The organism is Algivirga pacifica, from assembly GCF_039543525.1.
Taxonomy (GTDB): domain Bacteria; phylum Bacteroidota; class Bacteroidia; order Cytophagales; family Flammeovirgaceae; genus Algivirga; species Algivirga pacifica.
The window spans coordinates 1-16,244 of record NZ_BAABJX010000043.1; the positions used below are offsets into that span (position 1 = coordinate 1).

Genomic DNA, 16,244 nt, shown 5'->3' on the forward strand with positions numbered 1-16,244 from the left:
TCCGTACGCAGGGTGGTGTGAGAGGACAGGTAGGGAACTAATCCCTACCTTCCTACTCGATTTTTTTTCTCTTGACTCCCCGTACGGCTTCCGCACTCCAAGGGTCTTCTGGCCATGAGTGTTTAGGATATCGACGTTTTAACTCCTTTTTCACTTCATGATAAGTATTTTCCCAAAAGCTGTGTAAATCACTGGTGACTTGTACAGGCTTAAACCCGGGAGAGAGTAGATGCATCAATAATGCTACTTTTCCATCGTTGACATGGGGAGTGCTCGTCATACCAAACACTTCTTGAAGTCGTACAGCTAGTATAGGTTGACTTCCATTAGCTTGATATTGAATTTTTATCTTTGAGCCACTAGGTACCTCAATACGTTCAGGAGCTACTTCAGAGAGTCTATTTTGTTGTTCCCATTCCAAGCTATGTTCTAGAATATCCATTAAAGGAAGTTTCTTGAGGTCTTGTGGCTTGCGTATATCTTTTAAATAAGGAGATAACCACTTTTGACATGTGCGAAGTAGTGTTGGAGTACTTACATCAGGCCATTTTTCAGCAGGTCTCCATATTCTTAAGCTTAGCACTCTTGCTTGCCAGGCTTCTACCTCCTTATCAAAAGGAAGTAGCTGCTCTCCTTCTTTTTTTAAGGCATCGCAAATGGCTAGAATACGTTCTTCTTCATCAATTTCATTTAACGGTGTCGACTTTAGGATAATATTTCCAATGCGTAAGTCTTTTGTAGCGATCAATCCTCCATCTTCAGTGTCCCAAGTAATTACCTTTACTTCTTTGACCATGGGAGCAAGATCTTTGGGATTGAGGGGAGAGGCGAGGAATATTTTCCCTAGCCCATCTCGAGCATCCAAATGAGCTACGGCTAGCCAAGATTCGTGTGCTAGCTCATCCCGATGACCTGCTGCCGCAATCCTTCCATTGGCAAGTTGGAACTGTGCATTGTTTCCCGGACGGCTACAAGCGATTCGTTCTGGATACGCAAAAGCGAGGAGTAAACCTGTTTCATATTCATCAAAAAGGCCATTTTCAGCATCTATGTTAAAGAGCTTACGGTAATTGGCGGCGATCTTCTCGATATATCCTAGTTTCTTGCCTTGCCCTTTTTCTTTTCGATACCGTCTTAAGGCCTCGATACGGAGATTGACATTAATACCTGCTTCTTTTCCTAGAAAGTCCCTTTCTTCCAGTATAGCGGCGAGGTCAGTGGCCAATGGCAATAAGTCCATGTCTTCTGCTTCCAGTAACATATGAGCAACCCTAGGGTGGCAAGGAAGTTGGTGCATGTTTTTACCATGTTCAGTAATTACACCATCTTCCATGGCTTCTAATTGATGTAACAACTCTTGTGCCTGTGCCATACTACCATTTGGAGGTGGCGTTAACCAGGTTAAATCTTGAGGATCTTCAATACCCCATTGTGCCATGTCTAGTACTAGATCAGCCAGGTCAGCTTGTTCTATTTCAGGCATGCGATGTTCGCTAAGGCGCTCGTGCGTAGCAGCAGTCCACATACGGTAACAAGTGCCTTCTGATAGTCGGCCTGCACGGCCTTTTCGTTGCTCGGCAGCATCCTTGGAGATACGCTCTGTGGTTAGGCGGGAAAGTCCAGTGTTGGGGTCAAACTGGGAATATCGTCCATAGCCCGTATCAATGACCACTTTAATGCCTTCTATGGTTAAACTGGTCTCCGCAATGGAGGTAGCTAGCACTACTTTCCTTTTTCCTTCTTTATGAGGGAAGATTGCCGCATGTTGCTGTCGCATGGGAAGCTGTCCATAAAGTGGCAAGATAGCAATATCTTTAGGGAGAGTATGTTTTAATAGCCCTTCACACTTTTTGATTTCGCCTTGTCCGGGAAGAAATACCAGAATATCTCCTTCGTTTTTTTGCAATGCTTCTTTGACTGTTTTAGCAGTCATTTCAGGAAGTAAATAAGGGTCTGATTCTCCAGTATACTGTACGTTGACAGGATACATTTTACCCTGGCTTTCTACTACAGGTGCGTGTAAAAGTGATGAAAGCTTACTCATGTCTAGGGTAGCAGACATAATCAAAACACGTAAGTCTTCCCGAAGAATTTGTTGTGATTCTCTACAGAGTGCTAAAGCAAGATCGGCATTCAAACTTCTTTCATGGAACTCATCAAAGATAACTAATCCGACACCCTCCAGTGCATTATCCGACTGGAGCATACGTGTTAAGATTCCTTCGGTGAGCACTTCAATTTGTGTGTGCTGACTTACCTTTTGCTCGAAACGTATGCGGTATCCTACCCGTTGGCCTACGGGCTCTTCCAAGAGCTCGGCCATTCTGCTGGCAATAGATTTGGCTGCAAGGCGACGAGGCTCTAGCATCAGGATTTTTTTACCTTTCAGCCATGTTTCTTCCATAAGCATTAAAGGCAGTATGGTACTTTTTCCAGCTCCCGGAGGGGCTTTGAGGATAAGGGAAGTATTCGTTTGGAGTAGTTCTTTGACCTCAGGAACTACCTCCATTACAGGTAGGTCTATGTTTTTCAAAATATGCTTGTTCTTTCGATCTGTCTAGGCATTATTGATAGTCTTTCACCAATTTTTAATCGATAGGCTATGGCTTACCGTTTACAAGTGATAACCGACCAGCCACATGGGATTGTGTCAGTCTTGATGACTATCGATACTTTTCTATGGCAAAGATAGCAATATACTTAAATGGTTGGTAGCAAGAAGGACTAATGCGTATATTCGGGACATTCAATTTGTAGACTTTTCAAAGACCAGATAAATATGTTTGTAAACTATAATTTTGAGCTGTTAGAGAAGAAAAAGGTAACGATCCCTATAGAAGATAGAGGTTTTGCCTATGGAGATGGACTTTTTGAAACCATTATCATGAAGAATGATCGCTTACAGTTTGCGGTGGATCATCTGGAACGTCTACAAAAAGGAATGAAGGTCATGGGTTTTGATAAAGATGTTGAGGCTTTAAATCTAGAATGGTTATTAAAGTCATGTAGACAATTAAAAGAGAAAAATAAATTCGAGGGAGATGTACGCTTTAAGTTAATGGTGTGGAGAAGAAAAGGGGGATTGTATACTCCTACATCACAGGGTTTTCATGTATTACTAACAGCTAGGGATTTTACGCCAGTTACTTACGAAGAGGGGGTCACAGTTGATTTTTGTGAACGTTCGTTTGTACAGTATTCAGCGATTTCTTTTGCGAAGACATTGTCGTCTATGACTTACGTATTGGCAGGGATCGAGAAGAAAGAAAAGCAGGTGGATGATCTGGTATTGATGAATAGCGAAGGATACCTCTGTGAGTTTATTAGCAGTGCACTTTTTTGGGTGAAAAATGATCAAATATACACACCAAGGTTACAAACAGGCTGCGTAGCAGGAATTGCCCGAAAAAATATTATACAAACCTTGGAAGACCTCGGTTACAAAGTAAAAAAGGTCATGGCCCGCAAGCAGGACCTTTTGACTGCAGATTGTATTCTAAGTGCTAATGTCGCAGGAGTACATATCGTGAAAGCTTTAGAAGGAAGATCATACAAGAGTGTCTCGACTTGGAAAAGAATCTTTCAAAAGGCCTATTATGGCGGTTAGATTTGTTCATGGTGTTTAGTTGAGCTTCGCTCGTTCATAATGTTTAGTTGAATCCTTGAATTTCTCCTTCGCAGAGTTGAACTGAGCTTTACTCCATTACATGGTATCTTGAATCGAGTTGTATTGTTTACCGGGCTTTGTGAAGAATTCAACTCGACTCAACAAGCAGCGTAACTGACGCCATATATTAAGATTGAAAAAATAACCGTCATACTACCTAATGGCTTTGTTGAACCGTTGAATCGTTTATTGAATTCAATAAACGATTCAACTCGAATCAACGAGCGAAGCTCAATTCAACTCAATACGAAGTATTGAAATTCAACGATTCAACTAAACACCATGAACGAGCGAAGCTCAACTAAACATTATGAACAAGCTTACTCCTCTTCAGAGTAGTCAAAGGCTCTTCTCTTGTATTTTTCTAGCACCTTTAGTGTTGGCGTATAGTTGCTGCATCCATCCAAAGCCTTTTCAAAGTACTTTACAGCCCTTTTATAGCGCTTTAGTTTGAGGTAGGCTAGTCCTAGATTGTGATAGAACCCAGGGTGGTGGGGTAATCTAGAGATCATTTGATGGTAAATGTCCCATGCTTTGGACATCTCACCCGTGTAGGCATAGTAGTTTGCTTCTCCTAATTCTTCAAAATCAGGTTGTCTGCTGGTTTTGGAAAAAATATGCTGCACTCCCATTAAGAATACACCAATCAGTAGCGTGATATTTTTATAGAAGTACTCCTTGAGAAATATAATCTCTAGCATATCACTACAATAATACTTTTTTGCACTGAAGGAGACCTCCTGTGGGCTAATGAACATCTTATATTCCCGGTAGTTTTTAATGCGATCGAAGTATCCGGTTTCCGGACATATGCCATAGTGTTCCCCTTCGGAAATAGAGTAGCCGTATTTATTGAAAATAGCCCCACAATGGTCACAATAGGAGTAGTAGGTTGCCGGACGATTTTCTAAATCAATAGGAGAGTGGCAGCTAGGACATTGCGTACTTAGTAACTTGGCTGTATTGTCCTTAATTTGTCTTTTATGGAGAATTTTAACTTTCCCTATTTTTCGGTCAATATTAGCTTCTAGTTCTTTAGCAAAGCTACTGGTTTGTATGATAATGGCATGGTGTTCGCCAATATACCTTTTAGCAATATTACCTGAGACAGTAGCAAAAGGATAGAGCGTAATAATTAGCTTGTTCTGGTATCGGTTGACTTTATAGATGTCATCTACAAAGATACAGCCTTTCCCTAGTTTAAGTTGTATGTCGTTGATACTTCCTGTAGTGGGAAGTACATCAGTTCGCCCTGTAGTATCTATAAATCTAAAGCGAAATTGAAGTGCAGTAATATCTCTCACCAGAAATACAGTTTAGTCTTTTATGCTAAAGCCAATGCGGTTTTGTATGCCAGACAATATAAGGACTATATTATAATTGGTTAACAATTTATAGAAGATATATCTGTAAAAGTACAATGCCTCTTATTTTATGAAAATAATATTTGGTCAGTTATAAAAAAAATATAATATTTGATAGAATTTATCTTTAGGTTGTTTATGTGACGACTAAAGATTGTTTTTAGGAAGAAGTATTGTATAAGTTGTTTTTCTTTCAAAAAACGTATTAAATTGAATTAATTTGACACTAGAAATATTGAAAAACCTGATTCTTGTAGGATCAGGCTTTTTTTTATCTTATAATTTTCGATGTGATTTTTTTAATAAAAATGAATTTTAGATACGAATATTTTCCTTATGGTCGTTAATAAATGGCAAGTAAGGATAAAAGTGTACAAAATTTGAAGCATATTTTGCGAGTATATAATTATAATCAATACTATGATCAACTTTATTAAAAAGCTTTTCAGCAGTCGTTACGAAGTCGTTTTTCGTATGTATGAAGTGATTCCTGGGAGACCAGTGAAGGCAAACGAGAAGAAATTTAAGTTTGAGAAAGGAGCAGATATAGAGGCTAAAGCCTTTTATGACAAAGTGCTTGCTTCCTTGATGGAAAACAAACTTTCTCCTTCGGAAGTCGTATTGCTGAAAGGTAGAAAAGCTATACAGTCCAAGGAATTTGGGCCTGTGGCTGAGTTAAAGAAATTAGCTGCCTAAACTAAAGAGGTGATTTCACACCTTATTTAAAACGTAAAAGCCATTCAAGGATATACACTTGTAATGTTAAAGAAGAAAGGGTGAAGGACTGTAAAACTTGTATAGAGGTTTACAATCCTTCACTCTTTCTTCTTTATCTATTGAAAAATGAGCTCACCTAGTAGTCGTGATGACAACCTCTTGTATAGAAGGTGCTCATTATTTTTCTATTCTACCTATTTTTACAAACATAGGGAAAGTAACCCTGAAGTCTTGTTTCCCTCCTTGCGTTTGTTGAAATAACTCTTTAAAAGCATTTAGTGGATTGGTTTTATCCGTGATAATATTTTGTATGCCAGGCCAAGTACTGATATAACCTGATAAATGCTCTATATCCCAAAGGCTACTGATACTAAACTCTTCTTCAATACTAATTTCCTCAAATGGGAAAGGAATTCCTTCGTATTTTTTTTGAACCCATTCTTCTTCCTTAGGAAAATTGTCCTTTACGCTTTCTCGAAATCCTTTGTACAAAGAATTCAAATCTTCCTGGTTGATTTCAAGATCTCCATAGCCAAATATGGCGATTAAAGCACCATTTTTACACACTCGTTTGACTTCTGAGTAAAATTTTTCCAGATCAAACCAATGTGCTGCTTGCCCTACAGCTACTAAGTCAAAGACATCGTCAGCAAAGGGAAGGTCTTCGGCAGGGAACTGTAAATATTCTACTTTTCGGTTATAGTCTGCGATAGAAAGTTGGTCAAGGCTAATATCGGTAGCATAGACTTTATCAAAGCGCTCTGCTAAAAACTGAGCTACTTGTCCATTACCTGTACCACAGTCCAAGGCTAGGTCCGTATTTTTTACTTGATCAAATAGAAATTCGAAAAAGGTATTTGGATAAACCGGACGATACTTGTGATATGCCGAAGAGATCTTTGAGAAGTGATCACTCATAATATGGTTTTTCAATGGTTCAAATGAAGATGAATGAAAGTAATAATTAGGATTAAAACATTACTTTAATAATAATGAATCCAACTTTCTAAAAAAGTGTTAATTCACTTTACTCCTTACAGTTCCATGTGGGAGAGGAGTTGGTATTATCCAAGTTTAGCTTGATGAACAATTTGTCCATCCACGATTTCAAGTTTTCGATCGGCTAAATTGGCGAAATGCTCATTGTGAGTTACGATAACAAATGTTTGGTTTAATTCGTTTCGAAGATCAAAAAAGAGGTTGTGTAATTCTTCTGCATTGGCAGAGTCAAGATTACCACTAGGTTCGTCAGCAAATACGAGCGCAGGTTGGTTGATGAGTGCTCTGGCAACGGCAGCTCTTTGTTGCTCTCCTCCTGACATCTGCGCTGGTTTATGGTCTTGCCTATGTGCAATATTAAGCTTTTCCATTAAGGGTAAGGCGATCTCTCTGGCCTTCTCCAAGGATTGTCCAGCAATCATGGCAGGTATACAGATGTTCTCCAATGCTGTAAACTCAGGAAGCAGGTTGTGAAATTGAAAAACGAAGCCAATCCGTTGATTGCGTAAATGTGTCAGGGCTTTCCCTTCCATTTGATTAATGATATCTCCTTCAAGCAATACATCTCCTTGGTCAGGAGTGTCTAGGGTACCTAGTATCTGTAGGAGTGTGCTCTTACCCGCTCCGGATGCTCCGACGATAGAAATGATTTCTCCTTTAGTTACGGTGAGGTTAATGCCAGCAAGTACTGGCTTCCCTTTTCCATATGTTTTATAGATATTCTTAGCCTCCAATAGTGGAGTTGTTTCCTTTGTCATAGATTGCACTTTTTTATTTCAAGTGTAAAAATAGTTATTCAGTTACTTTAAACCCAACGAATAAAATATCATCCAGTTGCTCTACATCACCTTTCCACTCTTGAAATGCCTCTGAGAGGATTTGCTTTTGCTCCTCCATACGATATGACGCAGACTCTTCCAGCAGTGCCTTGAGTTGCGATTTCTTGAATTTTTTTCCGTTTTGGTCAAACTGATTGGTGAATCCATCAGAGAACAAGTAATAGGTATTCCCTTCTTTTAAAGGCATTACCTGATTGGTGAATGAATTCTTGATTTTATTATTGTATTGAATACCAATACTGCAAAAGTCTCCTTTGTACTCTCTGATGATACCCTCTTCCATAACAAATAAAGGTCTACGGGCACCTGCAAAGGTGAGGATTCTTTCTTTAAGGTTGATGTCACAATAAGCGATATCCATACCATCGTTGATATGGGCCTTGGATTCAGCGTGAAGGACTGAGACAAATTCTTCGTGAAGGAGTTCCAGTATTTCAGCAGGACTTGCTTTCGGGAAATTCTGAACTACTCTAGTAAGCATTTCTTTACCAACAATAGAAATAAATGCAGCAGGAACTCCTCGGTTGGTACAATCGATCAAAGCCAGATGGATATGTTCTTGATGTTGATGTACCCAGAAAAATACCCCAGCAACAGTTTCTTTAGGTTGAAATAAGGTAAAGGATTGTGGTAATAATTCACTAAAGGTATCTTCCTTAAGTAAGATTGCTTCTTGTATCTTACCAGCATATTGTAGGCTATTGGACATGCGCTCATAAATGCCATTGAGCTCTTCATGTTGTTTTTGCATGGCTTGACTTTGTTGGCTGAGCTTGCTCCGTTGTTGCTCTAATTCCTCGGTTCTTTCAGCCACTTTCTTTCTTAAGAAAGCTTTTGCTTTTTCATAGCTACTAACCCTTTGTTTGTACCACCACCTGATAAGTACAACAAGTAAGCCTAATACGACAGTGAGAAATAGCTTAGTGAAATAGAAAGGCTTATCAATTTCAAAGTGTAGCACTGCGGTATCGTTGCTTTCTAGTCCTCTGGCATTAATGGACTTGACCTCAAAAGTATAGTTCCCTGCTGGAAGGTTGGAGTAGTTGGCAAAAGATTGCTTAGAGGCAGTAGTCCATGCCTGATCAATGCCGGAAAGTCTCCATTGATACTTCACCTTTTCAGGTAGATCCATAGTAACCCCTGAAAAGTAAATAGTCAGGTGGTTTTTTCCGTGAGGAAGCGAAAGGTCTACAGGAACATGATGCCACGGGGTGAAGTGATCGGCATATTCCATTAAGGACGCATCCTGGAAGTTGACATTGATTCCTGTAAGGTAAGTTTTGGGAGGAATCATGTTAAGTAAATCCTTTTCAGGGTTGATACAATAAATCCCTTCACTGCTGCCAAACCATAGTTGCCCTTTATGATCTATACAGCTACTGTTTTTGCTATATTCCAGTTGGGTGATTCCTTCAGAACCTTGATACCGCTCTACTTTAAGGTAATCATTCTGTATAAAAATGATTTTATTCATTCCTCGATCACTTCCCGCCCATAAGTTACCATATGGATCAAACTCCAGGGAGTAGATATTGGTAGAGGTAAAGTTCTCTTCTTGATAAGTAGTGACCTGCTCTTCTGTGGATATTTTTAAGAGGCCTCCTCCTGAGGTTCCTACCCAAAGGTTATTTTTTTTATCTGTGATCAGAGTATTGATATGTAAAGAAGACAGTCCATCATTTAAGGTGAATTGTTTGAAGTTTCCTTTAGTGTCTAATCGAAAAATACCATCTTTTTGAGTGCCTACCCAAAGAGCCTGAGGAGTTGCCGCTAGACAGGAAATACCTTTCATGGTAGTAGGAGAAGGGACTTGATTTAAGGAATCCAGGGAATACTTACTGGAATATAGGGTTTCTTTTCCAGCTATATAGATGGATTTTTGCCATTCAATGGCGGCTTTGAATACCTCATTTTCAGGTACATCCTTATAGCTGAATCTATGGCGTCGGATAAACGTTCTAGAAGAATCAGGATAATAGAGGCGATCCTTCGATAGGATGTAAGGGGTCTGATGGATTGCAAATAGCTTTTTATCAGATGTACTGATGTTTTTAGGATAGGGTAGAGGAGTTAGGAGCTCTTTATGGAAGAAATAAAGTCTTTTTTGGGAAGTAGCGACAATTCCATTTTCATGTAGTGATAAGGTGCTTTGGATACGTTCTTTCTTGAAAGGATAAAAAAGTACGCTAAGGTTGTGTAACCTAAAGATACCATCCTTACCTGCAAACCATATGCCTCCTTGTTGATCAGCTAGAATATCCTGAATGTTGTTGCTTAAGCCATTTTCTTCTTTTAAAATCTTCAGGCCGTCGGGAGTACATAAAATAGCACCATTTTGCTGGGTGCCTATCCAAAGTCGCTGTGAAGACAAGGGGAGTATACTTGTGATCTGGCAATGCTCTAGCTCAGGGTATGGAGAAGATAAATGTTTATTTTGAAGTAAATAAAGACCTTTTATTGTGCCAATCCACCATGCATCTTCCTGAAAGGCAGCTGTAATATTGTTGATGCTGTGTGGTAATTCCCACTGCCCCTCCAAGTGACCATCACGGGAGAATAATTCTATCTGATTGTTGCGGGCACACAGAAAGTCCTTTTTTTGATTATGAGCAATATGGTTATAGGCTTTGTCGGACTTGATATAGGTGGGAAGAAGTCCTGTTGGAGTGCATACTTCCAAGGTATATTTAGGCCCTTGAATATAAACGCTATCTTGGGAGTGTACTGTCATGGTACCTTCTGTATGCAAGTAATGTACTTTTTGACCATCTAGGCAATGCAAGCCTTTAGAGGTTTGGACCCATACATTATCAAGTGCATCAACAGTTACCTTTTGGATAAAGTTACTGGAAAGTCCATTGGAGGTGTCATAAACGTCAAACGTATGTCCATCAAATCTAGAAACTCCTCCTTCAGAAGATCCAATCCATAAATATCCTTTACTATCCATAGCCAAAGAGACGGAGTGGTTTTGAGCAAGTCCTTCTCGATTGGTGTATTGTGTAATATGGTATTGTTGTGCTTGTACAAAAGAAATACCCAAAAATAAGCTGAGTAGTAGTTGAAATAGTTTGACGTACATATTGGTCAGTCGTGTTGTTTAGCAGGAATTCTCATTTTGGTAGAAAAAAACAAAAAAGCTGATTATTCACAAGAATAACCAGCTTTTTAGATAAATAATGCAATACTTAGTCTTAGAGGACAGTAAGTATATCCCTAAGGTAAGTAATAATTATAGTGTTGACATATAAGACAATAACTCAATCACTTTGTTTGAGTATCCCCACTCGTTGTCATACCATGAAACAACTTTTACGAAGTTGTCATTCAATGCGATACCAGCGTCAGCATCGAAGATAGAAGTTCTTGCATCAGAAACGAAGTCCTGAGAAACAACTGCATCCTCTGTATAGCCTAGGATTCCTTGAAGACCACCTTCTGCAACTGGAGTGTCAGCAGCTTTCTTCATTGCTGCTTTGATGTCCTCGTAAGAAGCACCTTTCTCCAAACGACAAGTCAAGTCTACTACTGAAACGTCAGCCGTAGGAACACGGAATGCCATACCAGTAAGTTTTCCGTTCAACTCAGGAATTACTTTACCTACTGCTTTTGCAGCACCTGTAGAAGAAGGGATGATGTTAGAAAGTGCAGCTCTACCACCTCTCCAGTCTTTCATTGAAGGACCATCAACTGTTTTTTGAGTTGCTGTAGTAGCGTGAACAGTCGTCATTAGACCTTCCAAGATACCATAGTTGTCATTCAATACTTTTGCGATAGGAGCAAGACAGTTAGTAGTACATGAAGCGTTAGAAACGATGTTCATGTCTGCAGTTAGTTTGTCGTGGTTTACACCGTAAACAAACATTGGAGTGTCGTCTTTTGATGGAGCAGACATAACTACCTTTTTAGCACCAGCTTTAAGGTGAGCTTCTGCTGTTTCTTTTGTTAGGAACAAACCTGTAGATTCAACTACGTAGTCAGCGCCAATCGCATCCCACTTAAGGTCTGCTGGGTTTCTTTCTGCAGTTACACGAACAGTAGTACCGTTTACGATAAGGTTACCGTCTTTCACTTCTACTTCACCGTTGAATCTTCCGTGAACAGAATCGTATTTAAGCATATATGCAATGTAGTCTACGTCCAAAAGGTCGTTGATACCTACGATCTCGATGTTCTCTTTCTCTTGTGCAGCGCGGAATACTAGTCTACCGATTCTACCGAATCCGTTAATCCCAACTTTGATTGTTGACATAGTGATGTTCTTATTTTGTATGGATAAAAGAAAATTTTTCTTAACTCCTTATTGTGGTAAGGGTAAGAATATATTTGGTTGTATTAATTCCTTGAAATCACTCTATTCTTTCAAGGATGTATACAAACTTAAGGATACTGATAAGTATAATTGATGACTAAGGTCATAATTTTCAGGGAGTATGGTTACCATTGTCCCTTGTCACAATCGTAATAAAGACAATTAATATTGGGTTTTGTGCTGAATTACAGATCTAAACAAAAATAGCACTTTATGTGTACAAAATACGATTATTAAAATGCTTTTTTTGCAAAATAAAAGGCAATGAGTGCTTCATTGCCTTTTTTATATCAATCTAGGTTAATTTCTCATCAATGTAGATTTGATAGTGATGTCTACATCAGGCCATAGTTTAGAAATATTGTCGCTACCAGTGTGAAGGTCATGGCAAATTTCATTTAACTTTTCAATACCCGGTAGGGCATCAAAGATGCTAACATCTAAATTACCTTTTAATCGAAGGACATTCTGAGCATCGATAGAGTAGTCTAAGCTAATCTCCTTACTTACCGAATTCATGGTAAGGTCAACAATCACTTTTCCCTCTTTGATTTCTTTAATGCTACCTTTCAATACATCGGTGGCATTCAGCGTTCCGAAAAAGAATTCTTTAATTTTATGATCTCTGCTGGCATCTCCTGTTTTTATACTGCTTACAGGAATAGAGAAGGTAGCTCCTGTTAAAAGCTCCTCTGGAGTAGCAGCAGTTTCGTTACCTGCTGTAATAGAGAAGTCCGTGAATTTCCCTCCAACACCTGCACGCTCGGTGTATTTGTAAGCAGTGAACAGGATAGAAGTCGCGCTACTATCATAGCTATAGGTTGCAGTACCTGCTTCTGTAGGTGCTACTTCTTGTGTTACTTCTGTATTTTCTTCTTTGGTAGTTTTCTGATTGCAAGAAACAGCCCATAGGGTACTAGCCAAGATGGTTGCTGAAAGAATGATTTTTTTCATAAGAAAATTAAAATTATAAGTAAAAGTGGTTTCCCAAAAAACGGTTTGTTATTCTTATTGTTTAGTTCGCAGAGACATTACTCCTCAAACTATATTTTTGAAGTGCGATATAAACCTGTAAAGTCTCTTTTTCTTCTTTGATATCTATAATGCTTGCTTCCACAGGAGAGGAAGCTTCCAAGCGACTCTTGACCTCAATAGCCAAGTCCATATCCAAAAAACCAATTTGTTGTCGATTGAGACGAAGTACCTGAATGGCATGCTTGTCATATTGGTTGATGGAATCAGGAATCAACATAAGCCGTTCGCCTTTTTTACATTCTCGGATGATGTCTTGTCGTTGGCTTCCATCATCATTTTGGTAACGGACCCCTGCGATCTGTACCTCCTGTACAGGAAGTTTCTTTAGCGTAGAGATGTCTTGAAACTTATTGAGGTAGTTTCTGTAAACTTCATCCTCCTGTTTTTGTAGGAGTAATGCTTTTTTTGTTTTTCGTTTTTTGCTTTGAAAATACAGTAATAAAGCCACAAGCAGCACAAGGGCTAGAATAGAGTAGTTCATGTATAGTTGGTTTAGTGATATTATTCGTCCTCCAGGCAAGCCTTTAGATTTCCCTCCAGAGTATCCCAGTATTCCTCAAAACTTTCTGGTACAGGAATAGGGCTTTTCCCTTGCTGTACTAGCCAGTAGTTTACATTGTAAAGACGCTCTTTTTGATATTTTGAATGTTTGTCAAACTCACTAAAGTCAGACCCCTGTCCTTTTTCAGCTAGCAGTTGCTCGTAGATCTCCTTCGGTTTCATTCTTCTTAGTTGCGATTTTTAAAGTAGTGGTGATGATGGTAAATATCCTTAAGAGCTTGTTTGGAATACATCTTCAGATAGAAAATTCCTCTAATCACTGTTCAAATCGACTCAAATTTTCAACTAATAGAACCACTATTATTCTCAAATTTGAATCAATTTGAACAGGTTATAGAAATTTTCTCTATCTAAATCAGTATTTCAAACAAGCTCTAAGAGGTTTATGATAGATAGAATCGCTTTTCCTCCTGATACTTTATGAACTTTTCAATTTCTTCTTCAGAAGTGGTTTCTGTAATGCACTCTTGGGCAATACTGGCACCGACTCTTTTTTCAATAATCTCATGTACTTGATAGCTTCTCCAGATGGGATGTCTGTAGAGCTTAATTTCATCTCCTTGCTCAATCTTCTGGGAAGGTTTGACGATCTTATCGTTGATCAGTACCTGTTCGTCCTTTATGGCGTTGGAAGCCATGGTTCTGGTCTTGAAAAGTCTTACTGCCCAAAGGTATTTATCTGTTCTCATGCCTAAATATAATGCAGAAATTTCAATTCATCTTACAATCGTGCGAAAAGCACCTTTTCTATATAATAACCAAAAGCCATCCGCAAAGGTTATTGAGGATGGCTCTTGGAGCGTTGAATCGTTGAATTGAGCTTCGCTCGTTGATTCGAGTTGAATCGTTTATTGAACTCAGTCAACCTTTCAACTCGAATCAACGAGCGAAGCTCAATTCAACGATTCAACCAGCAGCGTAAGCTGCCTCAACATTAGTTTGAGGTGATATCTTCACTTCCTAGCAATACCCCTTCATTATCATAGGTCTCTACTTTTACCGGAGTGCCATCCTGGTTAAAGTATTCCCATTTACCTCTCTTGTTCTCCTGGAACTGCATGCCCTTGGCTTTCAGTTGGCCATTCTCGTAATAATGCGTGGTTTCTCCACTGATATAATTATTACGGTATTTTGTACTGGTTTTGACCTGCTTTCCATCGGTGTAGTACTCATATTGTGTGCCGTAGATAACGCCATAAGCGTATTTGGTCTTGAGCTTCATTTTGCCATTCTCGTAATAATCTACCTTTTCTCCGTGTAGCTTACCGTCTTTCCAAAGGGCAATAGACTTAAGAGTACCATCTTCGTAATAATATGCCCAAGACCCTTCGGGTAGCTCATTGAGATACTCTCCTTCTTCGATCAGGATTTTACCGGGAAGGTATTTTTTGAAGTGTCGGCTTTTTCTGGAGTAATAGTCGATCTCTTCCTTGATGTCCTGATTCTTATAGTAAAGAGTAGTTTTTCCGTGCAAGATGCCTTTATGGTAGTTTTGTTGGCTTTTCAGTTCACCGCTATCATAATAGTTCATGACAAGGCCGTGAGGGACCATTTTTAGGGTGCTTCCAGATCGTACGAGTTGCCCTTCCTGATTCCATTCTTTAATGGTACCGCTGCCATCTTCCAAAGTGGTTAGTTCTGACTTAACCATTCCAACAGCATAGTATTCTTTAATATTTCCAGTAATCTTCCCGTTTTTATAGGCTGATTCTGTTTTAATAGAACCTGTAGGGTAGTAGATTCTTACCAGTCCATTTTCCTTATGATTAACAAAAGGAACTTCTTCTTTGATGGTGCCATCTGTATAATAAAACTTGGAAACGCCATTCAATAGATTATTTTCAAATGATGCTTCTGATTTGAGGGTTCCATCGGCATAATAGCTGATAAACTGTCCATGACTTTTATCCTCTACAAAATGACCTTTTTGAGCTAGTTGACCATCAGGGTAATAACTTAAACTCTCCCCATTTTTTAGATCATTCTTAAATTGGATCTTGGATTTAAGCTTTCCTGATTGATAATATTCCTTAAACCATCCATCTCTCATACCATCTTTAAAGGGTACTTCTGCTTTTACCTGTCCCGATTCATAGAACATTTTCAGTTCTCCGACTAGCTTGTTGTCTTTGTATTCTCCGGTGACTTTATCTTGTCCTTCCAAAAAGTACATGGTATAGCGTCCATCTTTCAAGCCATTTTTATAACGATAGCTGTGCTTGAGGTTGCCGTTTTCATAGTATACCTCATACTTACCGTGTAACTTTCCTTTTTTGTATTCCGCTTTTACTTTGGGCTCTTTGACCGAATAGTAATATTCATAGTAGTCGCCATGCTTTTGAGCAGTATCTTTTCCAAAGTAATAGAAGTCTTCTTTGATATGCTGTTTCTCAAAGTCGTAGTAAGTGACCATGTGGCTCTTTTTCTGGGCGAAACTAGCTGTTGAGCCAATGCCCAGCAGGAACACCGAAAGTGATAAGTACTTTTTGAGAGAAGTAAGTGACATGGATTTCATAGATTGAATTTTAATAAACTCAGGTAGAAACATAGACAAAGCTTTTGATGAAGCAAATATAAGAAAACCGAGGAAACCCTTTTAGGGGATCTTTTCCTACATGCCCATGGTTTTTATATGTTTTTAATTAAGCATAATCGAGGGCAACCGAAATGACTTGAAATATGTTACAGCCTTTTCGATTCAAAAATCGTGAAAGAACTTGAAAGAATTCAAAAAAATCTCTCTTCAATGC

Annotated in this window: 13 protein-coding genes; 2 read left to right on the top strand and 11 right to left on the bottom strand. The window is 39.0% G+C overall.

Annotated elements, in window-relative coordinates:
* Window positions 1-52: 52 nt before the first annotated feature.
* On the bottom strand, window positions 53-2,509 hold the full coding sequence (hrpB, locus tag ABD985_RS14250) for an ATP-dependent helicase HrpB (RefSeq protein WP_345372937.1): 2,457 nt from the start codon (window positions 2,507-2,509) through the stop codon (window positions 53-55).
* Between the two features lie 270 nt (window positions 2,510-2,779).
* Here hrpB and ABD985_RS14255 point away from each other — a divergent pair, with 270 nt between their 5' ends.
* Window positions 2,780-3,607 (top strand): aminotransferase class IV, encoded by an 828-nt coding sequence (locus tag ABD985_RS14255; RefSeq protein ID WP_345372832.1) that lies wholly within the window; start codon window positions 2,780-2,782, stop codon window positions 3,605-3,607.
* 380 nt (window positions 3,608-3,987) lie between these two features.
* Here ABD985_RS14255 and ABD985_RS14260 read toward each other — a convergent pair whose 3' ends face one another.
* Window positions 3,988-4,971 (bottom strand): tetratricopeptide repeat protein, encoded by a 984-nt coding sequence (locus ABD985_RS14260; protein ID WP_345372833.1) that lies wholly within the window; start codon window positions 4,969-4,971, stop codon window positions 3,988-3,990.
* Window positions 4,972-5,451: 480 nt separating this feature from the next.
* Between ABD985_RS14260 and ABD985_RS14265 the strand changes: the two genes are divergently transcribed.
* Window positions 5,452-5,727, top strand: coding sequence for a hypothetical protein (locus tag ABD985_RS14265; RefSeq protein ID WP_345372835.1), 276 nt, complete (start codon window positions 5,452-5,454; stop codon window positions 5,725-5,727).
* A 198-nt stretch (window positions 5,728-5,925) separates the two neighbouring features.
* On the opposite strand, the gene ABD985_RS14270 is transcribed toward ABD985_RS14265, so the two are convergent.
* The 9 genes from ABD985_RS14270 to ABD985_RS14310 form a co-directional block, all read right to left on the bottom strand.
* On the bottom strand, window positions 5,926-6,666 hold the full coding sequence (locus ABD985_RS14270) for a class I SAM-dependent methyltransferase (RefSeq protein WP_345372838.1): 741 nt from the start codon (window positions 6,664-6,666) through the stop codon (window positions 5,926-5,928).
* Between the two features lie 146 nt (window positions 6,667-6,812).
* Complete coding sequence (locus tag ABD985_RS14275) at window positions 6,813-7,505, bottom strand: ABC transporter ATP-binding protein (RefSeq protein ID WP_345372840.1); 693 nt, start codon at window positions 7,503-7,505, stop codon at window positions 6,813-6,815.
* A gap of 34 nt (window positions 7,506-7,539) precedes the next feature.
* Complete coding sequence (locus tag ABD985_RS14280; protein WP_345372842.1) at window positions 7,540-10,668, bottom strand: two-component regulator propeller domain-containing protein; 3,129 nt, start codon at window positions 10,666-10,668, stop codon at window positions 7,540-7,542.
* Window positions 10,669-10,818: 150 nt separating this feature from the next.
* Complete coding sequence (gap, locus tag ABD985_RS14285; RefSeq protein WP_345372844.1) at window positions 10,819-11,838, bottom strand: type I glyceraldehyde-3-phosphate dehydrogenase; 1,020 nt, start codon at window positions 11,836-11,838, stop codon at window positions 10,819-10,821.
* A gap of 360 nt (window positions 11,839-12,198) precedes the next feature.
* Window positions 12,199-12,852 carry a YceI family protein gene (locus ABD985_RS14290; protein WP_345372846.1) on the bottom strand — a complete coding sequence of 218 codons (654 nt, stop codon included), beginning with the start codon at window positions 12,850-12,852 and terminating at the stop codon, window positions 12,199-12,201.
* A 61-nt stretch (window positions 12,853-12,913) separates the two neighbouring features.
* Window positions 12,914-13,414, bottom strand: a complete 501-nt coding sequence (locus ABD985_RS14295) for an HIRAN domain-containing protein (RefSeq protein ID WP_345372848.1) — start codon at window positions 13,412-13,414, stop codon at window positions 12,914-12,916.
* Between the two features lie 20 nt (window positions 13,415-13,434).
* On the bottom strand, window positions 13,435-13,656 hold the full coding sequence (locus ABD985_RS14300; protein WP_345372849.1) for a hypothetical protein: 222 nt from the start codon (window positions 13,654-13,656) through the stop codon (window positions 13,435-13,437).
* 221 nt (window positions 13,657-13,877) lie between these two features.
* A complete protein-coding gene (locus tag ABD985_RS14305) occupies window positions 13,878-14,183 on the bottom strand; it encodes an RNA-binding S4 domain-containing protein (RefSeq protein ID WP_345372851.1) in 306 nt (101 codons plus the stop codon).
* A gap of 245 nt (window positions 14,184-14,428) precedes the next feature.
* Window positions 14,429-16,009 (bottom strand): toxin-antitoxin system YwqK family antitoxin, encoded by a 1,581-nt coding sequence (locus ABD985_RS14310; RefSeq protein ID WP_345372853.1) that lies wholly within the window; start codon window positions 16,007-16,009, stop codon window positions 14,429-14,431.
* Window positions 16,010-16,244 lie beyond the last annotated feature (235 nt).

What these genes read in the sequence shown, in the direction of transcription:
- ABD985_RS14305 (WP_345372851.1), bottom strand. Translation starts at nt 14,183, where the DNA reads ATGAGAACAGATAAATACCTTTGGGCAGTAAGACTTTTCAAGACCAGA.
- ABD985_RS14295 (WP_345372848.1), bottom strand. Translation starts at nt 13,414, where the DNA reads ATGAACTACTCTATTCTAGCCCTTGTGCTGCTTGTGGCTTTATTACTG.
- ABD985_RS14300 (WP_345372849.1), bottom strand. Translation starts at nt 13,656, where the DNA reads ATGAAACCGAAGGAGATCTACGAGCAACTGCTAGCTGAAAAAGGACAG.
- hrpB (WP_345372937.1), bottom strand. Translation starts at nt 2,509, where the DNA reads ATGGAGGTAGTTCCTGAGGTCAAAGAACTACTCCAAACGAATACTTCC.
- ABD985_RS14280 (WP_345372842.1), bottom strand. Translation starts at nt 10,668, where the DNA reads ATGTACGTCAAACTATTTCAACTACTACTCAGCTTATTTTTGGGTATT.
- ABD985_RS14290 (WP_345372846.1), bottom strand. Translation starts at nt 12,852, where the DNA reads ATGAAAAAAATCATTCTTTCAGCAACCATCTTGGCTAGTACCCTATGG.
- ABD985_RS14275 (WP_345372840.1), bottom strand. Translation starts at nt 7,505, where the DNA reads ATGACAAAGGAAACAACTCCACTATTGGAGGCTAAGAATATCTATAAA.
- ABD985_RS14270 (WP_345372838.1), bottom strand. Translation starts at nt 6,666, where the DNA reads ATGAGTGATCACTTCTCAAAGATCTCTTCGGCATATCACAAGTATCGT.
- gap (WP_345372844.1), bottom strand. Translation starts at nt 11,838, where the DNA reads ATGTCAACAATCAAAGTTGGGATTAACGGATTCGGTAGAATCGGTAGA.
- ABD985_RS14265 (WP_345372835.1), top strand. Translation starts at nt 5,452, where the DNA reads ATGATCAACTTTATTAAAAAGCTTTTCAGCAGTCGTTACGAAGTCGTT.
- ABD985_RS14255 (WP_345372832.1), top strand. Translation starts at nt 2,780, where the DNA reads ATGTTTGTAAACTATAATTTTGAGCTGTTAGAGAAGAAAAAGGTAACG.
- ABD985_RS14310 (WP_345372853.1), bottom strand. Translation starts at nt 16,009, where the DNA reads ATGAAATCCATGTCACTTACTTCTCTCAAAAAGTACTTATCACTTTCG.